The 19,327-nt window shown below is 35.6% G+C and carries 22 protein-coding genes; 2 read left to right on the plus strand and 20 right to left on the minus strand.

Going from position 1 to position 19,327, the window contains the following annotated elements; all coding sequences use genetic code 11:
- Positions 1-3: 3 nt before the first annotated feature.
- The 11 genes from FC97_RS12450 to FC97_RS12500 form a co-directional block, all read right to left on the minus strand.
- Positions 4-735 carry a class I SAM-dependent DNA methyltransferase gene (locus tag FC97_RS12450; RefSeq protein ID WP_054641997.1) on the minus strand — a complete coding sequence of 244 codons (732 nt, stop codon included), beginning with the start codon at positions 733-735 and terminating at the stop codon, positions 4-6.
- Positions 735-1,091 carry a ribosome silencing factor gene (gene rsfS / locus FC97_RS12455; protein WP_054641998.1) on the minus strand — a complete coding sequence of 119 codons (357 nt, stop codon included), beginning with the start codon at positions 1,089-1,091 and terminating at the stop codon, positions 735-737. The genes FC97_RS12450 and rsfS overlap by 1 nt, the downstream gene beginning before the upstream one ends.
- Position 1,092: 1 nt before the next feature.
- Positions 1,093-1,695 (minus strand): bis(5'-nucleosyl)-tetraphosphatase (symmetrical) YqeK, encoded by a 603-nt coding sequence (yqeK, locus tag FC97_RS12460; protein WP_054641999.1) that lies wholly within the window; start codon positions 1,693-1,695, stop codon positions 1,093-1,095.
- Positions 1,688-2,326 carry a nicotinate-nucleotide adenylyltransferase gene (locus FC97_RS12465; RefSeq protein ID WP_025084498.1) on the minus strand — a complete coding sequence of 213 codons (639 nt, stop codon included), beginning with the start codon at positions 2,324-2,326 and terminating at the stop codon, positions 1,688-1,690. The genes yqeK and FC97_RS12465 overlap by 8 nt, the downstream gene beginning before the upstream one ends.
- 14 nt (positions 2,327-2,340) lie before the next feature.
- Positions 2,341-2,655 (minus strand): YhbY family RNA-binding protein, encoded by a 315-nt coding sequence (locus FC97_RS12470; protein WP_025084497.1) that lies wholly within the window; start codon positions 2,653-2,655, stop codon positions 2,341-2,343.
- 10 nt (positions 2,656-2,665) lie between these two features.
- The gene (gene yqeH / locus FC97_RS12475) at positions 2,666-3,781 is read right to left on the minus strand and encodes a ribosome biogenesis GTPase YqeH (protein ID WP_054642000.1); all 1,116 of its coding nucleotides are present in this window, start codon (positions 3,779-3,781) and stop codon (positions 2,666-2,668) included.
- Positions 3,768-4,295, minus strand: coding sequence for a YqeG family HAD IIIA-type phosphatase (locus tag FC97_RS12480; RefSeq protein ID WP_054642001.1), 528 nt, complete (start codon positions 4,293-4,295; stop codon positions 3,768-3,770). Before FC97_RS12480 ends, yqeH begins: the two co-directional genes overlap by 14 nt.
- A gap of 73 nt (positions 4,296-4,368) precedes the next feature.
- Positions 4,369-4,725, minus strand: a complete 357-nt coding sequence (rplT, locus tag FC97_RS12485) for a 50S ribosomal protein L20 (protein WP_025084494.1) — start codon at positions 4,723-4,725, stop codon at positions 4,369-4,371.
- Positions 4,726-4,775: 50 nt separating this feature from the next.
- On the minus strand, positions 4,776-4,973 hold the full coding sequence (gene rpmI / locus FC97_RS12490) for a 50S ribosomal protein L35 (protein WP_025084493.1): 198 nt from the start codon (positions 4,971-4,973) through the stop codon (positions 4,776-4,778).
- A gap of 13 nt (positions 4,974-4,986) precedes the next feature.
- Positions 4,987-5,520: a translation initiation factor IF-3 gene (gene infC, locus FC97_RS12495; RefSeq protein ID WP_034543788.1), complete on the minus strand. Its 534-nt coding sequence runs from the start codon at positions 5,518-5,520 to the stop codon at positions 4,987-4,989.
- 264 nt (positions 5,521-5,784) lie between these two features.
- On the minus strand, positions 5,785-6,804 hold the full coding sequence (locus FC97_RS12500; protein WP_056968330.1) for an NAD-dependent epimerase/dehydratase family protein: 1,020 nt from the start codon (positions 6,802-6,804) through the stop codon (positions 5,785-5,787).
- A 91-nt stretch (positions 6,805-6,895) separates the two neighbouring features.
- Between FC97_RS12500 and FC97_RS12505 the strand changes: the two genes are divergently transcribed.
- Both FC97_RS12505 and FC97_RS12510 read left to right on the plus strand, forming a co-directional pair.
- Positions 6,896-7,336 (plus strand): MerR family transcriptional regulator, encoded by a 441-nt coding sequence (locus FC97_RS12505; RefSeq protein ID WP_054642003.1) that lies wholly within the window; start codon positions 6,896-6,898, stop codon positions 7,334-7,336.
- A gap of 81 nt (positions 7,337-7,417) precedes the next feature.
- Positions 7,418-8,743, plus strand: coding sequence for a hypothetical protein (locus tag FC97_RS12510; protein ID WP_056968331.1), 1,326 nt, complete (start codon positions 7,418-7,420; stop codon positions 8,741-8,743).
- A 67-nt stretch (positions 8,744-8,810) separates the two neighbouring features.
- On the opposite strand, the gene FC97_RS12515 is transcribed toward FC97_RS12510, so the two are convergent.
- From FC97_RS12515 to mutM, 9 genes are all read right to left on the minus strand, one after another.
- Entirely contained in the window at positions 8,811-10,196 is a 1,386-nt protein-coding gene (locus tag FC97_RS12515) for an APC family permease (RefSeq protein WP_054642004.1), read from the minus strand.
- A gap of 92 nt (positions 10,197-10,288) precedes the next feature.
- Positions 10,289-11,317: a bifunctional threonine ammonia-lyase/L-serine ammonia-lyase TdcB gene (gene tdcB, locus FC97_RS12520; RefSeq protein WP_087882334.1), complete on the minus strand. Its 1,029-nt coding sequence runs from the start codon at positions 11,315-11,317 to the stop codon at positions 10,289-10,291.
- A 47-nt stretch (positions 11,318-11,364) separates the two neighbouring features.
- Positions 11,365-12,486, minus strand: coding sequence for an alanine dehydrogenase (gene ald / locus FC97_RS12525; RefSeq protein ID WP_056968333.1), 1,122 nt, complete (start codon positions 12,484-12,486; stop codon positions 11,365-11,367).
- A gap of 359 nt (positions 12,487-12,845) precedes the next feature.
- Complete coding sequence (gene thrS / locus FC97_RS12530; RefSeq protein ID WP_054642006.1) at positions 12,846-14,816, minus strand: threonine--tRNA ligase; 1,971 nt, start codon at positions 14,814-14,816, stop codon at positions 12,846-12,848.
- 298 nt (positions 14,817-15,114) lie between these two features.
- Entirely contained in the window at positions 15,115-16,023 is a 909-nt protein-coding gene (gene dnaI, locus FC97_RS12535; RefSeq protein WP_056968335.1) for a primosomal protein DnaI, read from the minus strand.
- 2 nt (positions 16,024-16,025) lie between these two features.
- Positions 16,026-17,393, minus strand: a complete 1,368-nt coding sequence (locus FC97_RS12540) for a DnaD domain protein (RefSeq protein WP_143442721.1) — start codon at positions 17,391-17,393, stop codon at positions 16,026-16,028.
- Positions 17,394-17,410: 17 nt separating this feature from the next.
- Positions 17,411-17,884 (minus strand): transcriptional regulator NrdR, encoded by a 474-nt coding sequence (gene nrdR / locus FC97_RS12545; protein WP_025084483.1) that lies wholly within the window; start codon positions 17,882-17,884, stop codon positions 17,411-17,413.
- Positions 17,885-17,905: 21 nt separating this feature from the next.
- Positions 17,906-18,499, minus strand: coding sequence for a dephospho-CoA kinase (gene coaE / locus FC97_RS12550; RefSeq protein WP_054642111.1), 594 nt, complete (start codon positions 18,497-18,499; stop codon positions 17,906-17,908).
- A complete protein-coding gene (gene mutM, locus FC97_RS12555; protein ID WP_054642008.1) occupies positions 18,496-19,323 on the minus strand; it encodes a DNA-formamidopyrimidine glycosylase in 828 nt (275 codons plus the stop codon). Before mutM ends, coaE begins: the two co-directional genes overlap by 4 nt.
- Positions 19,324-19,327 lie beyond the last annotated feature (4 nt).

Consider the following 19,327-nt stretch of genomic DNA (forward strand, 5'->3'; position numbering starts at 1 on the left):
CCTCTATTTTTCTGCAGCAAAGAACCAACGAGTTGAATCATCTTTGATTTCTGATTGACCAAATTCTGCCGTAACTTGGACGTTCTTAAAGCCGATGTCCTTAAGAATCATCTCAAAAGTCTCAACAGGATATGTTCTTTCCTTATGAAGTTCAGTGTTAACCGAATAGCCTTGAATCTTTTCATTCCAATTAAAGAACGTCAATTCATGTTCAATACTGTGAGGATATTCTCCTTCATAACTATTCCACATAAAGGCTGAATCTTCAGCTCGATGATTAAACATATAACCTGGAAAAACCTCATCCATTTGATATAAAGAATGGGCATCAAACAAATACTTACCGCCTTCATTGAGGTGTTCGTAAGCTTGATTAAAAGCTACTGCTAGCTCATCTTCATCTTTTAAATAACAAATTGAATCATCAAAACAAGTGATGACATCAAATTTATCAAAATCAAATAAATCCATCATATTGCTTTGAACAAATGGAATATTCTTTTTGGCCTTGGTTGCTTTTTCCGCTGCAATTTTTAACATTTCTTCAGATAAATCGGTTCCTGTAACTTGGAAACGATCAGCTAATTGGATTGTTAAATCACCTGTACCACAAGCAACATCTAACAAAGATTTAGCTTTATCTGAGACTTGTTGTTCTACATATTGCGCCCACTTAGCATATAGTGAATCATCCATCAATTCACTATAGACACGTGCAAATGAGTTATAAATCATTATTCAGTTACCAAATTAGAAATATCTACTTCGGGGGCATCTGACCAAAGCTTTTCCAAATTGTAGAATTCACGTTGTTCTGCTGTGAAGACATGAATAATAACATCATGAAGATCAATCAAAACCCATTGAGAGTTACGGTTTCCTTCAACGTGACTTATATCGATATCATTTTCCCCAGCTTTATCCAAAACTGATTGAACAATAGCGTCAACTTGTCGTTGAGAACTAGCATCCATAATGACAAAATAATCAGCCACAATACTTATACCGCTGATATTCAAAACTTTAATATCATTAGCGTGTTTTTCATCTGCTGCTTTAACAGCAATTTCCATTATATTCTTTGAGTCCAAACTATAATTCTCCTTTTGCGATCCAGTAGTTATAATTTACAAATGTTTCTGGGTATACCACTCTATTGCGGTCAATCAAGTATGCCAATGAGTGTTTTAATTCAAAAGTTACTCCAGCATCCAATGATTTTTTAGCATATTGTCTAGCTTCATCGATTCCTGGGAAACTTCTCTTGGGCTCAATGAAATCACCAATGAATACACATTTATCAACTGTAGTCATCGTTGTATGACCAACTGTGTGTCTTCTAATAGCATTCAAGACATCTTCATCATAAATACCCAATTCATCTTTAACAATTTCAGCACCAACAATTCCGTGCCAAATAGCATTGTTAAATTTTAATAATTCTGGATCCATATTCTTTTCTTTAATAATACTAATAAACTCTTCATCACTGCGCTCTTTAGCATAGTCGTGTAACAGACCAGCTAAGCCCGCACGTTCAACGTCGCCACCATTTTCAGCAGCTAGTCCGCGACTTACTTTTTCTACTCGTAAACAATGGTTATAGCGAAAGTCACTTAATGTATCGCGCATTCGCTCCAGAATCTTGTCTCGATCGATTCCTGGCATAACTTCATCATAATTAAATTCAGTCATTATAAAGCCCCCTGTCATTTATATACCAAGCGACATCATCCGGCACCAAATATTTTATCGTTTGACCTTTTCTGACCCGCTCACGTATCATACTTGAACTAATTTCTAATTCAGGCGTGTTTACCCAAAGTATAGGGTACTTTGATTTTTTCTCAAAACCTTTGCGACATACTCCTACAAAATGTACCATTTGTCTCAATTCTTCAATGTGAGACCACTTAGGCAAATTCTCCACCATATCTCCACCAATAATAAAGTAATACTCGGTATTGGGATTATATTCTTTCAATAACTTAATAGTTTCGTAAGTATAACTTACACCACCACGATGAATATCAGTCAAATCTAAATCAAAATGCATATTATCTCTAATAGCCAATTTGATCATATTGATACGATCATCACTATTGATAGTAGGAATAGTTTTTTGTACACCACGATGAGGTGGAACTTTGTCAGGTAAAAATAACACTTTATCCAAACACAATTGTTCATAAACTTGTTCAGCAATAACTAAATGTCCCAAATGGATGGGATTAAAAGTTCCACCTAAGATTCCAACATGCTTTTTGGGCAAATTACTATGAAATTCTAATTTTGCTTTAGTTAATAATTGTTTTTGAGTATCCATTTTCATCACTTAAATTACATATTTTCTAATTCAATAGAATATTTACGGTTTTTAATTTTAGGTGCTTTCTTATAAAAGACTAATTTAGAACCAATTGTTTGTACGTGAACGATTTGTTCGTCAAATTCATTCAAAGCATCAATCAAATCTTGAGGTTCTACCATTGTATTCTGTAGTAATGAAACCTTAATTATTTCATCTTTATTAATCAAAAGTTCTAATTGATTTAAAAGATTCTCACTGATACCATCACGACCAACTTGAATAGCAGGTTTCATGGTAGCGGCTTGACTTCTTAAATAGCGATTCTTTTTTCCTTTAATTATCATATGTTTCTCCTTAAATAATTGCATTCCGAATTGAGACACGGACACCATCTGGAACGTAGGCTTTAACCTTACTTCCGGCAGGAATTGTAACCCAACCTAAACCATAGATAACAATATCAGATTTCTCATGTGCAGAGAAAATTTGTTGCTTCATTTTAGGGAAAGATTCGATTTCTGTAGGTGGAGCTAAAATATCACCTAAATGTTTTTGATAGAACTCATCCGCATTAATTGTCTTTGTTCTGTGGAGTGGCAACCCTTGATTAACATAGAAAGTAACATTTGTCTTATAATCCAAGAAATCAAATCTAGCTAAGCCGGCCACAAAAATTGTTTGTCCATCACGAAGTTGGAAAGTAACTGGACGCAATGGTTTCTTAGGCGTGATGGTCTTTAGATCTTTGGCATTCAAATAATGTGCTAATTGATAATTGTGAATAATACCTGGTGTATCAACTAAATTGTGTCCATCATCCAAAGGAATATCAATTCTATCAAGCGTTGTACCTGGAAATCTTGATGTCGTGATCAAATTCTTAACGTCTGAGTTGGAACTGATAATGCGGTTAATCAAAGTTGATTTACCAGTATTCGTTGTTCCTACAACATAAACATCTTTGCCATCACGATACTTTTCAATCATATCCATCAATTCATCAATGTTAGTTCCCTTAACGGCTGAAACTAATATTTGGTCAGTTGACTTGATTCCATTTTCCTTGCTCTTTTGTTGCAACCAGTTCAACAAGCGATTCTTATTAACTGATTTTGGTAATAAATCAACCTTATTACCAACGACAATGATCTTTTTATCACCAACAAATCTTTGTAAACCGGGAATGACACTACCCTCGTAGTCAAAAACATCAACTACGTTCACTACTAGTGCATCTTTTTCTGAAATAGAATCCAATAGCTTCAAGAAATCATCGTCTGAAACATCAACGTCCATAATTTCGTTATAATTACGTAGTCTGAAACATCTCTTACACAATAATTCTTTAGAGTCATCTTCTATATATTTCTTTAAAGTTGATTCTTGCACGTAGCCGGGTTTATCTTTATCTTCGGTCTGAAGTCTGGCACCACAACCTATACAATACAACTTATCATCAATTTCTGTCATTTAATGAATCCTTCCAGTATAAATTCTTATCACGCTTTTGCATAGCTTTTAAAATTGGACGTTCAAAAAATCTATTTACGCGGGTCTTTTTTGCATCAGTTTTTACTAAAGGCTTTACTAATACTGTTTTCAACCCGGCCATATTTCCTGCCAAAACGTCAGTCATCACTTGATCTCCGACAAATAGAACGCTAGCAGGATTAATTTTTTCACTTCTAATATGATTAATAATTACGAATGGTAATGGTTTAACTGCACGGGCAACAATGCTTACAGGTAACTCATGAACAGCCTTTTCAACACGTTCATAACTATTGTTCGAAACAATCATAACCTCAATATCATTTTTAGACATCTGATTGAGCCATTTTCGTAATGAGAGGTCATATTTATTACTATTCCATGGCAAAAGTGTATTATCAAGATCTGTCATAATAGTAGTAATTCCTAATTGTTTAAGATCATCAATCTCAATATCAGTAATCTTATCAAGCATAATATATGGTTTAAACATTTTTAATCCTCATTATCTGCTAATTAGTAAAAAAACGTAATTTGGGTTATCCAAATTACGTTTGTTTTAACAATTAAGCTAAAGCTTTCTTAGCTGTATCTACTAAACTTGTGAATGCCTTTGGATCTTCAATAGCAACTTGGGCCAACATCTTACGGTTGATGTCGACATTAGCTAACTTCAAACCATGCATTAATTTGCTGTAGCTGATTTCATTCATTCTTGCAGCAGCATTGATTCTAGCAATCCATAACTTACGGAAATCGCGCTTAACTTGGCGACGATCACGGAATGCATAACGGTATGAAACCATGATTTGAGTATGTGCTGCTTTAAAAGTGATATGTTTTGAACCACGATATCCCTTAGCTAATTTTAAAACCTTTTTACGACGTTTGCGAGTTACTGTTCCACCTTTTACACGTGGCATAATGACTCCTCCTTTAATTTACGAAAATAAATATTTAAGTGATTAGCTAATTAATATGTAGCTAACATTTGTTTGATACGTTTCATATCACTTGAGCTAACCATACCTGGCTTAGCCAATTGACGACGTTGTTTCTTTGTCTTACCGTGGAAACGGTGACTTGTGTAAGCATGCATTCTCTTCCAACCACCATTAGCAGTTTTCTTAAATCTCTTTGCTGATGCGCGGTGTGTCTTTTGTTTAGGCATGAAAATCCCTCCACTATTTCTTCTTTTTGTTATCTTTTGCGTTAATTGGATCAAGCATTAAAAACATACTACGACCGTCCATCTTAGGTCTAGTTGTTACCGTAGCAACATCCTTAGTCTGTTCAGCGACACGGTCTAAGACTTCCTTACCTATCTCTTTATGAGTAATTGCTCTACCCTTAAAGCGAAGAGAAACTTTGACCTTATCACCTTTAGCTAAGAACTTACGAGCGTTATTAAGTTTTGTATTGAAGTCATTGGCCTCAATAGTTGGACTTAAACGCACTTCTTTAAGACTAACAGTTTTTTGTTTTTTACGTGCTTCACGATCTTTCTTTTGAAGATCAAACTTATATTTACCATAATCCATAATTCTGGCAACAGGTGGCTTAGCACCTGGTGACATTAGAACTAGGTCCATATTAGCTGCTTCAGCTAATCTTCTAGCTTCTGCGGTTGGTTTAACACCAACTTGATCCCCATTTTCAGCGATCAATCTAACTTCTTTCGCACGTATTTGATCATTTAATAATAATTCTCTTGCTATGAGTAGTCACCTCCGGAGTAATTTGGCCCACAAAAAAAAGCAGGCTGCACAAGCATGCCCACTATATTATCTACGTAATCGTATTAACCTAGAGGCGAATGCATAGGTGAGAAGCGGGCGCTTCTGCTTAATCTCAACAGTTATAAACTATAACAATATAAACGCGACATGTCAATAAACATCGATGAATTTGTTATAGAAAAGCTGAAAAAGTTCAATAGATATAATTTATCACGTTATCTTAGCTAACACAAGTTTTTAAACTTATATTAAATCATATTTGACTAAACTATCGACTGCTGACAAAACAGCTTGTTGGTTATCGGAAATTGGTGTCCAACCTAAAATATCTTTAGCTTGTTGATTGCTGACTTTACGATTCATATGCATCATCAATTTACCTTCCCTAGCTCTAGAATTAAATACTGCTGCAACATCAATTAGCCAATTGGGTATAGTTTTATCCGTAACCTTATCTTTTAAAGATTTACGCTGAGTTTTTATCAGTTCAGCTATCTCCTTCATTGAAATTTGTCCATCTGCACTAGCAATAAATCTTTTGAATTTAGCTTCAGGTGTTTCCATAGCCCTGACTTCAATATCTACAACATCCCTAACATCCACTACATTCAAAGGTAAATCAGGAATTCTTTTATTTGTATCAGTTAAGAGATTCTTTAATAAATCAAAACTACCCGATACATGCTGATCTAGCGATGGACCAAAAATGGCAACTGGATTGACCGTTACAAACTCCAAGTTCACTTCTGGTTGATTAACATATTTCCAAGCTGTTTGTTCAGCTAATAATTTAGACTTTTCATAAATCGATAATCCCTTTTCTTCAGGGTCAGTCCAATCAGATTCAGTAGTTAGTCCTTGTTTTTTACTAAACCCGACTGCTCCAAAATTAGATGTCATTACAACTCGCTTCACATTACTAGTATTAGCAGCCTTCAAAATTCTTAAGATACCATCCAACGCCGGTTTTATAGCATCTGTCTCGTTTTTGATTTTGCCAAAGAAGACTGGTGAAGCAACACTAAAAACATATTCCCGATCCTGCATGGCCTCTAACCAATTATTGTCATTGGATAAATCAGCTTCAATAAAAGACAAATTTTGTAAATTTTTTACTCCATAGGATTCTAGAACCTTCATTATGCGGGCTTGACCACTTTTCTTTCTAGTAGTTGTTCTAACGTCGTAACCATCATTTAACAGTTGCATAACTAATCTTAAACCTAAAAATCCCGTACCACCTGTAACTAAAACTTTTTTCATAAAGGAACTTCCTTGTACTTATTTTATTAATTGATTATCATCACTTTAAACCCTAAACTATGGTTCATAGCAAGCACATAAAGGAGATTTTATGAAAAAAACTTATTCCATTAAAGAAGTAGCTGATTACTTTCACTTACCAATTTCGACTATTCATTATTATGACAAAAAAGGATTGCTTCCCTTTGTCTCAAAAAATGAAGCCGGTTACCGAGTTTTTTCAGAATCCGACTTTGGTTTCATTAAAACTATTTGTTGTTTAAAAAATACTGGTATGCCTATTAAAGACATCAGAACCTACATTGATCTTTGTATGCAAGGAACTGCTTCAATTCAACAACGTAGAGAGTTACTACAGCAACATAAAAAAAACGTTTTGAAACAGCAACAAGTGTTGCATGACAATCTAAAAGAAATCACTACCAAAATTCAGCGCTATGCTAGTGAGGATTCAGTTAACATTATCAAAGGACAAATCAAATTTGTTCAAGATGAAAAGAAGATTCTAAACCTTGAGGACCCTTTTAAATAATTAAGCATAACTTTGGACAAATTGTTCGAGACGCTCTTTAATTTAATTAACATGTTTAAACAAAATTAAGGAGTGATTTTTATGGTAGAAGTTAAAAATCCTACGGAACTTATTCAAGCTCTTACTGCAAAAGATACATCCATTGTTCTAACTCGCAGTATGATGCTAACACAGTCAATCACTTTACCAGATGCCGCTTCACTATCTGGTAAACCACAGGAAGATTCAGCGTTACCAATTTTGATGTTCCAGGATAGTGACGGGGTTGGTCTAACGTCCAATAATACCGTTGAGAACTTAATTATCCATGTTCCAACTAATCATCGTTCTATCTTTAACACTAATTATGAAGCCAATCTTGGTTCATTCAATTTTGAAAATCTTGAATTAAACGGTCAATTTTCCTTCCTATCTAAGACTAAGTTAAACAATACTTTTTTAAATTTAAAAAATATCAATATCATTGCTGCCGACACTAGAGGATATCTAGAACAACCGCAAAAATATGGTGTCAATGTTCTTCAAGGTGCCCTGACTATCTACAATTTGAGTCCTAATAAAAATAGTTTAATCACAGTCAGTGCTAAAAAAATCTCCATCGGCCAAAAGAACTCCCCTGTTATCGGTTCAGGTGTCTTTATTGCGGGATTTGGTGATAGTGGTGGACGTGTTGAAATTAATGACCTTTCAACCAACGATGTTTATTCCACTGGCAAAATCCCTTTAGGTGTTGCTGATATCATTACTGGTGCTATTTTTATCGTTAACGGCGCCCATGCCAAAAAAGTTACTCAAAGTGGTGAAACTACTACCTATGGAGTCAACGATATGGTTCTAGATGCTTGGGGTGAAGTCGATGACTGGGACGTTATGGGTTCGGTTACCTCATATGGTCCTTCTGGTATCGGTTTTGTTAATTTTGGAACAGTCAAATCCTTCAACGCTCAAGCACCAATTGAGACCTTTGGATTAGGAGCTCGTGGTTACAATCAATATGATGGTACTCTTGAAGAAGGCCACTTCTCTTCAATCATGACTTTTGGCGATGGATCAATTGGCGTACAAATTTCTAAAAAAGTTGGTCATTTAACTTTTGATGGTGGTATTGTCACACATGGTGGAATCGGTAATTCGCTCGTTAAGGGCGTCATTATCAATCTTCCCGCTTATGCTTTAAGTATCAAAGACGGTGGTATTGTTTCAAGCCTCACTGTCAAAGGTAACATCCAAACTAAGGGTAATGGCGTGTCTAGTTACAACGTTGAACCCAAAGCCATAGTCAATAATATGACCGTTACGGGTAAAATAAGTGCTACCGGTGAAGGTTCAGAACCTTTGAACATTCAAAATGGTGCTCAGACACCAACCGACTTTTCTACTGATACGGATAATAAAAATTCACTATAATAGGAAGAACTTAGCAATATTAAAATAAGGCCTAGAAATCCATTTCTGATTTCTAGACCTTATTATTTTATTCAGGTTCAACCTCTAATTTTGTCATACTTTTTGATTTCTTATCAACCTTTTGTCCATCAAAATTCCACTTATTCTTCAAATAGAAGTATATTGGAACACCTATAGCAGTAACACTAATCCCAATAATTGTAGTAACAAATTCTGTCAGCAAAGTACATACCAGAATGAATACTCCTCCTAAAATAGCGATGATGGGAATAATTGGATATAAAGGAACTTTATAAGGTCTTTCCAGCTCTGGTTGAGTATGACGTAACTTGATAACCGCAATGAAGGCCATAACATAAAATACCCAAATTACAAAAATCAACATATTAGTAATGGCATCAAATTCACCAGTTAACATCATCAGACAAGCAATAACTAATTGAATTGCGCCAGCGGCCCATGGAATTCCCGCTTTATTTAATTTAGCAAAAGTATCACCAAACGGTAATTTATGTTCCTTACCCATAATATATGGGATACGCATACTTGTCATTGTATAGCCGTTCAAACCACCATAAACCGAAATTAAAATTCCAATTGTAACCAATTTACTACCCATATTGCCAAAAATCATTGTGGATGCATCAGATGCAGCATTGAGATTACCGGCAATTTGATTAATTGGCAATACATACATGAAAACCGCATTGACTAGAACGTAAACTAACATAATGACTGCAATACCTAAAGAAATAGCTTTTGGTAAATCTTTACGAGGATTCTTCATTTCTCCAGAAATATTACCAACATGAATCCAGCCATCATATGCAAACATAGTTGCTAATAAACCGTTTCCCATTGCTGTAATTAAATTACGATGTGGCCCTGCGACAACGGGGAACAATGATAATTCAACTGGTCCCTTATGCATAAAACCAAACAATACAATTAAGGCTAATGGAATTAATTTTGCAACTAAGGAAATTGATGTAACTCGTCCCCCCACTTTAGCACTGATCCAATTAAGAGATGTTACTGATAAAGCACTTAAAATTGCTACAGGTACTATCCATGAATTAGAAAGTGTAAATAAGTGCGTGAATTGTGTACCAAAAGCAATTGATATGGCTGCTACATTAGCAGGAAAATAAATAATAGCTTGAGCCCAACCGGCCATGAATCCCCAAAAACCGCCATAACTATGTTCAATATACTTGGTTAATCCACCTGTCTCTGGATACGCGGCCGCCAACTCAGCTCCTGTCAATCCAGCACAGATAGTAATGAAACCGCCCAATACCCACACAAGCATAGTTAAACTAGTGGATCCTGTATAGTTAGTAACAGCCGATGCTTTAAAGAATACTCCTGTTCCAATTACGCTCCCGGTTACAGTAGCAAAAGCGGGGAAAAAGCCAATTGTTTTTTTCAATTTGACATCTTGATCGCCCATAATCTTATACCTCCACGTAAAAAAACTATTTTTTTAAAAAAGAAAAGACGTTGCATTCAAATGCAGCATCTTCTCAGGTTTCAAATTAGTTTTTATCCAATGCCTCCGTCGGCTTTAACTGGTTTCAAGAATTGATCAATAATTTGTGAAACACGATTAAGGTCAACATTACCACCAGATACCATAGCAACAGTCTTTTTATTCTTGAGCCATCTATCATCAATCTTATGTGATTCAAGAGCTGCTACTGGAAGTGCACCAGCACCTTCTGCTACAACCTTAGTTCTCTGTAATAGATCCTTCATAGCATGAGCAATTTCATCTTCATTTACTAAGACGATTTCATCTACTAATTCACTAACGATTGGGAATGTGATATCTCCAGGTACAGCAACATCTGTTCCATCTGCCAATGTGAAATCATCGTGATGTTTAGTAATTTGACCAGCTTTAACTGATGCATACATACCATGAACATTTTCTGATTGAACACCAACGATATGAATATTAGGATTAAATGATTTCAATGCGGTAGCCATTCCGGAAATTAATCCTCCACCACCAACAGGAATAATAACAGTATCTACATCCCAAATATCATCAAGAATTTCCAAACCAATTGTTCCTTGTCCAGCAATAACATATTTGTCGTTAAATGGATCAACAATGGTCTTTCCTTCTCTTTCGGCACGTTCGAACATCCATTGATGCGCATCATCAAAAGTTGCGCCGTGAATATCAACTTCAGCGCCATATCCTCTTGTAGCGTCACGTTTCATTTGAGGAGCTTCATCAGGCATAACAACTGTTGTGTCAATTCCTAATAGATGTCCTGTTAAGGCAACCCCTTGAGCATGATTACCAGCTGATGCAGTGATTACTCCTCGATCCAATTCTTCTTTTGATAAATGATTAATCTTATTATTGGCACCTCTGAATTTGAACGATCCTGTTAGTTGCATATTTTCTAGTTTTAAGTAAACGTCCCCACCAACAACATTACGACTCAAAAACATGGATTGAACTAGAGGAGTCTTACGAGCATATTTTCCAACAATTGCCTTTGCTTCTTCAATATCATGAATATCAACAATATTATCAATGCCTACACCTTTTAGCATGATCCGTACCTCACCCATCTTAATTTTTATCTATATTTAATCAATATTTAGTTAACTGATTCTTCATCAACTGACAATTCTGTATATGGTAAATCAAGTGAATCTGCCAATCCTTTATTAGTTACTTTACCTTCAAAGAGGTTAACTCCTGATGCCAAAGCTTCATCTGTCTTGATAGCTTCGTTAATACCTTTATCGGCAATTTCTAGTAAGTAACTCAAATTTCCTTTTGCCAAAGCCATTGTTGCTGTACGTGGTACTGCTCCTGGTTGATTAGGAACTGCATAATGGATAATTCCGTCTTTTACAAAGATTGGATCATCAATAGTTGTTGGATGATCGATTGTTTCAACCGTTCCACCTTGATCAATGGCTACATCGACTAAAACACTTCCTGGTTTCATTGATTTAACCATGTATTCCTTAACCAACTTAGGTGGTCTTGAACCTGGAATCAAAATTGTTGAAATGAAAATATCGGCATCTTTGATTTCTTTAGCTAAGTTCTCTTCATTTGATTTAACAACTCTGAAATTCTTACCTGCAAACTTATCTTGTAAGAACTTAATTCTCTCATCGTTCAATTCGATAATTACAACTGAACAGCCCATGTTCAAGGCTAATGTAGCAGCGTTTATAGCAGCATTACCACCACCAAAGATTACGACGTTGCCTCCATCGATTCCAGGAATACCTGGTAGAAGAATTCCTTGACCTTGATGTTGTGCTTCAAGATAATAAGCCCCCATAATAACTGATCTACGACCAGCAATTGCACTCATTGGTGCTAACAATTCCAATTTTCCATCTTTGACAATTGTTTCACCACCAATTGCAGTTGTACCAGCTTTCATCATTGCCTCAACAGTTGGCTTTGATGATGCCAAATGTTGAAATCCCCAGACAATTTTACCTTTTGAGAAATATTTGTATTCTTCAGGATCAGGTTCCTTAACCTTGATGATCAATTTAGCTTTCCAGCCATCTTCATGACTAACTAATTTACCACCAGCATCGACATACTCTTCGTTTGTAAATCCTGCCCCAATACCTGCATCTTTTTCAACAAGTACCTCATTACCAGCTTCAACCATCTTACGAACATTCTCTGGAGTTGCCGCTACACGACCTTCTCCTTCTTTTTGTTCTTTAATTACAGCGATTTGCATATTCACACTCTCCTTTTGTGAAAACAATAACTATTTCCTTACAAATGCATGATAACGCTTACATTATAGAGTATCAAGCTGTTTTTTTACTTCACAAACTCAAAGATTGTGATAACCACTGCTAAGATTGAGAAAATTTTATCAAAAAAAATTTAAGTTTCACAAATTATCATATTTTTTAAAATATCTGATTTATATATTGTTTATAAAAGAAATACAACTGTTCATTTTAAATGAACACTCTTCATAATTTTTAGACACTTTGTATATGTCTTTTTTAGTTAAAAAAAATACACCCAATCATTTTTATGATTGAATGTATTTGAATTACAAAATATTATTTCACTGAAAAATATTAACTAATCCTTGTTATCAGACTTATCAGTAACATCTTTACGACTAAAGTTTGCAATATCAGCAACAACTGAGCTTACGAACATCTTAGCATTTTCTGAAGCTGAATCATCTTCACCATATTTTCTTACAGAAACAGTGGCGTTCTTGGCTTCTTCATCACCAATAACTACTGTATATGGTATCTTCATTGTTTGAGAATCACGAATCTTATAACCCATCTTTTCATCACGATCATCGATTTCAGCACGAATATTCTTAGCACGTAATTCTGAAAGAACTTCATTAGCATATTCTGTATGAAGTTTTTGGTTAACAGGAATAATACGTACTTGTGTAGGAGCTAACCATGTTGGGAAAGCACCCTTGTAAATTTCAATTAGGTAAGCAATGAATCTTTCCATAGTTGAAACAATACCACGGTGAATCATAACTGGTCTGTGATCTTCACCATCTGAACCAACGTATGTTAGTTGGAACTTCTCTGGTTGCATGAAGTCTAATTGAATTGTTGACAATGTTTCTTCATTACCAAGGGCTGTCTTTGTTTGTACATCAAGTTTTGGACCATAGAATGCAGCTTCACCTTCGGCTTCGTAGTACTTCAAACCAAGGTCATCCATAGCAGCCTTAAGCATTGATTGTGATCTGTTCCACATTTCATCATCATCGAAGTACTTCTCTGTATTAGCAGGGTCACGATAACTTAGACGGAATGTATAATCATTGATATCAAAGTCTTTGTAAACTTCAACCATCAATTGTAGTGTACGTTTGAATTCTTCTTGAATTTGGTCAAGAGCAACGAATGTGTGACCATCATTTAGAGTCATTTCACGAACACGTTGTAGACCTGACAAAGCACCTGATTTTTCATATCTGTGCATCATACCAAGTTCAGCAATACGAAGAGGTAGATCTCTGTATGAACGGTTGTGATGTTTGTAAATTTGGATATGTGAAGGACAATTCATTGGACGTAGTTCAAGCATTTCGCCATCACCCATATCCATTGGTGGGAACATGTCTTCACGATAGTGTGCCCAATGACCTGAAGTCTTATAAGCATTTAAGTTCATAAGGATAGGTGTGTAAACGTGTTGGTAACCCCAAGCAACTTCCTTATCAACAATATATCTTTCAATAACACGACGGATTGTAGCACCATTTGGCATCCAGTATGGAAGACCAGCACCAACTTCTGGATCAACGAAGAACAAGTCTAGATCACGGCCAATTGTTCTGTGATCACGTTCTTTGATTTCGGCACGACGTTTAAGGTCAGCTTCTAGTCCATCTTCCTTGTAGAAGGCTGTAGCATAAATTCTTTGAAGCATTGGATTACTTGACTTACCTTGCCAATAAGCACCAGCAACTGAAAGTAATTCAAAGTGTTTCAATGCCTTTAGATTTGTAAGTACAGCATCATAACCAAAGTCAACAAATCCATCTAATGTGTAAACAGGGATTTGAACAGATTCAATAGCACCGATCAATGAAGACTTGTATGGATCATCTTTGAACATTTCAACAAGCTTGTCTTTATCCATCATAGATCTTTCAATCTTGTCATTGTTCTTGATAATTTTGTTCATCAAAGCCTTGATTTCTTTCAATTCATCAACACTGATTTGTCCTTCTTTGCTATCAGTATCAACATAAAAGCCATCATCGTTTGCTTGTTTTTCACCGAAGTGAAGATCTTTCTTGAAACTCTTAGCAGCAGCACTGAATACCAAAGCTGCAGTATTTCTCAAGACCTTTAGAGCATCTTCCTTATCTTCTCCAGAGATAATTTCGATTTTAGCATCTTGTTTGATAGGACGTTCAAGATCAACTAAAGTATCATTAAGCTTACCAGCAACAGCTTTCTTACCCAATGATGTGCTAATTGATTTAGCAACATCTAAAGTAGTTGTGCCTTCGTCAAACTCCTTAACTGAATCATCTGGGAATGTTAACTTGATTTTTGACATATACTTTTCCTCCTAATATTTAGATAACAAAAAAATGCGTCTCTGAAGTATAGACATATCCTAAGACATGTACATACTTCAGGGACGCATTTCTACGCGGTTCCACCCACTTTAAAACTGTATAACAAATAAACAGTTTTCACTCTATGGTTATAAAGTAACCGGCAACTATACAGTTTTGTGTGAAAGTGGTAACTCCAGTAATGGGTAAGCTTCCAGTGACCGTACCCTCCCTGAATAGAACCGAAGTGTTATCTTTCATGGCTTTATTGAAACATTAATTTTCAGATAATGCAAGCTATTTTTTAAATCTTCTATTTTCACCAGTCACAATTACTTCTCGAGATAAGTACTTAACTCGTTCCATAATTCGTTTAGCCTTAACGGGTTCTTCTTCCCCACGTTGGTTTACAGCCAGGTGTTGTTCTAATTCCTTCATCGAAAAATTAGATGAAAAGAATGTTGGCAAATTCTCTTGCATTCGATATTGCAGAATAACACCTAATACTTCATCACGAATCCAACTAGACATCGTATCAGCTCCAATATCATCCAACATTAGAATATCGGCGCCCTTAATTTTATTAACTTTTGCCAACACATTATTTTGACCAATAGAATCCTTCATTTCAACTGCAAAAGTTGGAAAATGCATCAGGGTTGTATGAACATCGTGTTTAAATAGCTCATTGGCAATAGCTCCTAGAAGATAGGTCTTACCCACTCCAAAATCACCGGCCAAATATAGTCCAGGTGTGAAACTATCTTGATTTAAATAATTATCGATAAAATCCAAAGCTTTGGCTAGAGCATCTTGTCTACCCTCACCATCGTAATCATCCAATTTTGCACGACGAATATCTGGAGCCATGTCCATCAAAACAAAGCCTGATTCGTACTGACTTCGCTTTTCTCGGTTTTGAGTACGCTCATTAGGATAATAAGCCACTTCAATATTATGATTATTAACGATCAATTTCGGATAATATCCACGTGTTAATTCACTCGTATGACGCTTGTTATTATAAAACTCATAAATACTAGCTGCACTAGTAGAGATTGCATTAGGATTGATTCTATCACTATTCTCCTTCAAAAATCTCTGCACATCGGGATCGTTCAAAGCACTATTAAGAAGACGGCGATAATCCTCCGTCAAATTCTTTGAATTCAAATACTCTGCTAATCTACTACCTAAATTTTCCATACTTAATTATCCTTATTTCTTAATCTCTTCAAACGATTCTGGAGATCATCCTGTTCATTTTTTTGATTCTTTTGTGCAGGAACCTTAGCCTTTACCTTACTCCAATCAGTTGCCTGTTCAACTTTACGACTTTTGTTATTGTAACGACGTTTTGGATTACGACTCTTAGTTTGAAAATCATTAATTCGTTTCAAAGCCTGTTCAGGCGTTTTGACATCGTTTTGTTGCCAATCATTTGCCATAGTTTCCATTAGTGGCAAAGTCAAAGTTGGTGAGGTCTGTAAAATATAGTACACCATAATATTTAATACAGCTGGAGACAAGTAAGTCTTCGTTGCCATATTTCGTAATGCATTAGATTCCACCGTACCAGTAAAGCCACCACTCTTTTGCTTTTGAGCGGCCAAAAATTCAGCTGGACGTAAGGAACGAGCCTGTTTTAACAACAACTGATCGGCACGATTCAATTGCCCATCAGACTGCTCAACTGGTTCAGATTCTGTGTTAGCTTGCTGTTTAACTGAAATGTTAGCATTCTTTTCAAAACGATCTTGTACTGCTTTTTTCAGACGTGCAGGATCAATTTTATTATTGACAATATCACAAGTTTTGCCAATCAAATCAATCAACGTAATCTCGTCTAAGCCGTAAAAAGCATGAAGATTTAAAATCAATTCTTGATTCTCTAACAAATTATCAGGATGAATTCTAAATAATTGTTGGATACGATCCGAAATTAATTCCCAATCTAATTGAGGAATCTCCTCTTCATTCAACGATGGTTTCTTATTGTCTGTATTATTTACTTCAAAACTATCTTGCGTGTTTTTTACTTCTGTTGGTGTATTGATCAAATCACTATTGCTTAACTGGAAGACCTCCAAGAAATCTTTCGTTATCTCATGTGAATTTTGCAAGATCAAATCTGAATGTGCATATTTATCGGCCAATAAATGATACTTACTCTCACCAACTTGCTCATAGAGAAAAATACTCATCAAATCATCTTTAAAAAATTCATCTGGTGATAGGGGTTCAAAAAGCTGATAAATATAGTAAGGTCCTAAACTATCCTTTTTTTGATAAGTTCTAATTAAACCCAGAGCTTCCGTCTTGATTCGTGCCTCATAAAATCGTTTCAAATCAATACCAAGTAAACTCATCAATTCAGCATGGCTTTTTCTTTGTGTGACGACCTCTTTATTAGGCAATTTTTCCCACAGTAACAAATATAGACTGAAGGCTTCAGTACCTAAAATGGGCAAATATAAGTCAGTCAAAACATGACGATCATCATCGTTCAAATGACCACTTGGCAAACACCAATAACCTACTAAAGGTGTAAATTTATCTGATTCAAAATTACTCACGGACACTAATAATCCCCTTACTTTTTATCAATTTTTTTACCGTTAGACATCATTTCTTGGACCTCTTCCATAAATCCATTCATATCTTTAAATTCACGATAAACACTAGCGAAGCGAATATAAGTTACGTCATCTACCTTGGATAAGATTCTCATAACATGCTCACCAATTAACTGTGAACGAACTTCACTTTCACCAGTCGATCTAATTTCATTTTCCACTTTATCGACGATACTATTCATTTGATCCATCGTTACAGGACGTTTTTCAGCGGCACGAACTAAACCACGTAATAACTTTTCACGGCTGAATTCCTCTCTGTTGCCATTCTTCTTGATAACTAACAATGGTGATTTTTCCAATCTTTCAAACGTTGTGAACCTTGTTCCACAGTATTCACACTCACGTCTTCTTCTAATGGCACGTCCTTCATCACTGGGACGACTGTCAATAACTTTTGATGAATCATGATGACAATGCGGACAAATCAAAATTCCAGCCTCTTTTCCAAATTAAAGTTGTGGTATTAACCGATTAAACTCATCCTGAAGATGTGCTAAATCTTCCGAATTATCAATCACAAAGTCAGCACGCTCTTTTTTTTCGTACATCGACATCTGCGAATTGATTTGTTCTAAAGCAACTTCCTTACTTAAAGCGTTTCGTCTCATCAATCGATGCAACTGAATTTGCGGTTCAACATAGACACTAATCACACCATCAAAGTAATTTTGATAATTACCTTCAAACAATAATGGTATTTCAAAAATGGAGATTGTCTTTTCAGTTGATCTTTTAACTTCAGCGACCGTTTGTAAAATTTCTTTTTTTATCAAGGGCCTCGTTATTTTATCCAACTTATCTAATTCATCCCTATCACTGAAAACAATTGAACTTAATTTTCGACGATTAAGATTCCCATCGGGCAACAAAACTTGTTCACCGAATTGTTGGGTAATCTGCTTTAAGCCTAAAGTTCCGACCTTGACCACGTCTCGAGCAACATAATCGGCATCGTATACGATAAATTTATTATGTCTAAATAAATTTAAAACGGTTGATTTACCAGAGGCAATTCCTCCAGTCAAACCATAAATCTTACTCATTTTACTACCTGGCACTTTGGACAAAAATGCGTACCACGACCTCCGACTTTAATCTTTTTTATCTCGGTCCCGCATCTTGGGCAAGGCGTTCCTTCTTTTCCATAAACTTTTAAATTATTTTGCATATTCCCCTTATGGCCTGTAGCATCCACATAGGTTCTAATTGATGAACCACCAGCGGCAATTCCTTTGTCCATCTCTTGGTTAGAAGCCTCAATAATTCCTTGAATATCTTCATCACTAAGATGATTGGATGGTGTCTCAGGGTGCAATTTAACTTTCCAAAGAACCTCATCAACGTAGATATTACCTAGACCACTCATAACACTTTGATCCAACAAAACAGTCTTAATATCTTTGTGATGACGCATAATTCTTGGCTTTAAATTTTGAAAGGTGAATTCAGCCGACAATGGTTCTGGCCCCAATTTTTTAAGTGATTTATTCTCTGATAATTCATCGGTATTCCACAACTGCATTCGACCAAATTTACGAACATCATTATAAATCATTTTTTGACCATTATCCAAAGTAAAGATAGCATGTGAATGCTTATCAATTGCACTTGAATCGGCTGAAATACGATATTTACCTTCCATTCTCAAATGACTAATAATTGTATAACCATTATTCAAATGAATCAATAAAAATTTTGCTCGACGGCCAACATCAGTGATAGTTGCTCCTGTAACGAATTCAACAAATTGGTCCACATCACCAGTAATCAAATCTGGATAACGAATCTCAACATGCGTTATCTTCCTACCCTTTACTTGAGCAATCAAACTACGTCTAACCGTCTCTACTTCTGGCATTTCTGGCATTTTA

Source organism: Companilactobacillus kimchii DSM 13961 = JCM 10707, assembly GCF_001435445.1.
In the GTDB taxonomy this organism is placed as follows: Bacteria; Bacillota; Bacilli; order Lactobacillales; family Lactobacillaceae; genus Companilactobacillus; species Companilactobacillus kimchii.

Bases quoted from the DNA above. Each gene is read 5' to 3' on its own strand.
- tdcB (WP_087882334.1), bottom strand. From the start codon at position 11,317: ATGCTAAAAGGTGTAGGCATTGATAATATTGTTGATATTCATGATATT.
- dnaI (WP_056968335.1), bottom strand. From the start codon at position 16,023: ATGGAAAATTTAGGTAGTAGATTAGCAGAGTATTTGAATTCAAAGAAT.
- ald (WP_056968333.1), bottom strand. From the start codon at position 12,486: ATGCAAATCGCTGTAATTAAAGAACAAAAAGAAGGAGAAGGTCGTGTA.
- FC97_RS12500 (WP_056968330.1), bottom strand. From the start codon at position 6,804: ATGAAAAAAGTTTTAGTTACAGGTGGTACGGGATTTTTAGGTTTAAGA.
- FC97_RS12505 (WP_054642003.1), top strand. From the start codon at position 6,896: ATGAAAAAAACTTATTCCATTAAAGAAGTAGCTGATTACTTTCACTTA.
- thrS (WP_054642006.1), bottom strand. From the start codon at position 14,816: ATGTCAAAAATCAAGTTAACATTCCCAGATGATTCAGTTAAGGAGTTT.
- FC97_RS12450 (WP_054641997.1), bottom strand. From the start codon at position 735: ATGATTTATAACTCATTTGCACGTGTCTATAGTGAATTGATGGATGAT.
- FC97_RS12470 (WP_025084497.1), bottom strand. From the start codon at position 2,655: ATGATAATTAAAGGAAAAAAGAATCGCTATTTAAGAAGTCAAGCCGCT.
- mutM (WP_054642008.1), bottom strand. From the start codon at position 19,323: ATGCCAGAAATGCCAGAAGTAGAGACGGTTAGACGTAGTTTGATTGCT.
- FC97_RS12515 (WP_054642004.1), bottom strand. From the start codon at position 10,196: ATGGGCGATCAAGATGTCAAATTGAAAAAAACAATTGGCTTTTTCCCC.
- FC97_RS12465 (WP_025084498.1), bottom strand. From the start codon at position 2,326: ATGGATACTCAAAAACAATTATTAACTAAAGCAAAATTAGAATTTCAT.
- FC97_RS12480 (WP_054642001.1), bottom strand. From the start codon at position 4,295: ATGTTTAAACCATATATTATGCTTGATAAGATTACTGATATTGAGATT.
- yqeK (WP_054641999.1), bottom strand. From the start codon at position 1,695: ATGACTGAATTTAATTATGATGAAGTTATGCCAGGAATCGATCGAGAC.
- rplT (WP_025084494.1), bottom strand. From the start codon at position 4,725: ATGCCACGTGTAAAAGGTGGAACAGTAACTCGCAAACGTCGTAAAAAG.
- rpmI (WP_025084493.1), bottom strand. From the start codon at position 4,973: ATGCCTAAACAAAAGACACACCGCGCATCAGCAAAGAGATTTAAGAAA.
- coaE (WP_054642111.1), bottom strand. From the start codon at position 18,499: ATGAGTAAGATTTATGGTTTGACTGGAGGAATTGCCTCTGGTAAATCA.
- FC97_RS12510 (WP_056968331.1), top strand. From the start codon at position 7,418: ATGGTAGAAGTTAAAAATCCTACGGAACTTATTCAAGCTCTTACTGCA.
- yqeH (WP_054642000.1), bottom strand. From the start codon at position 3,781: ATGACAGAAATTGATGATAAGTTGTATTGTATAGGTTGTGGTGCCAGA.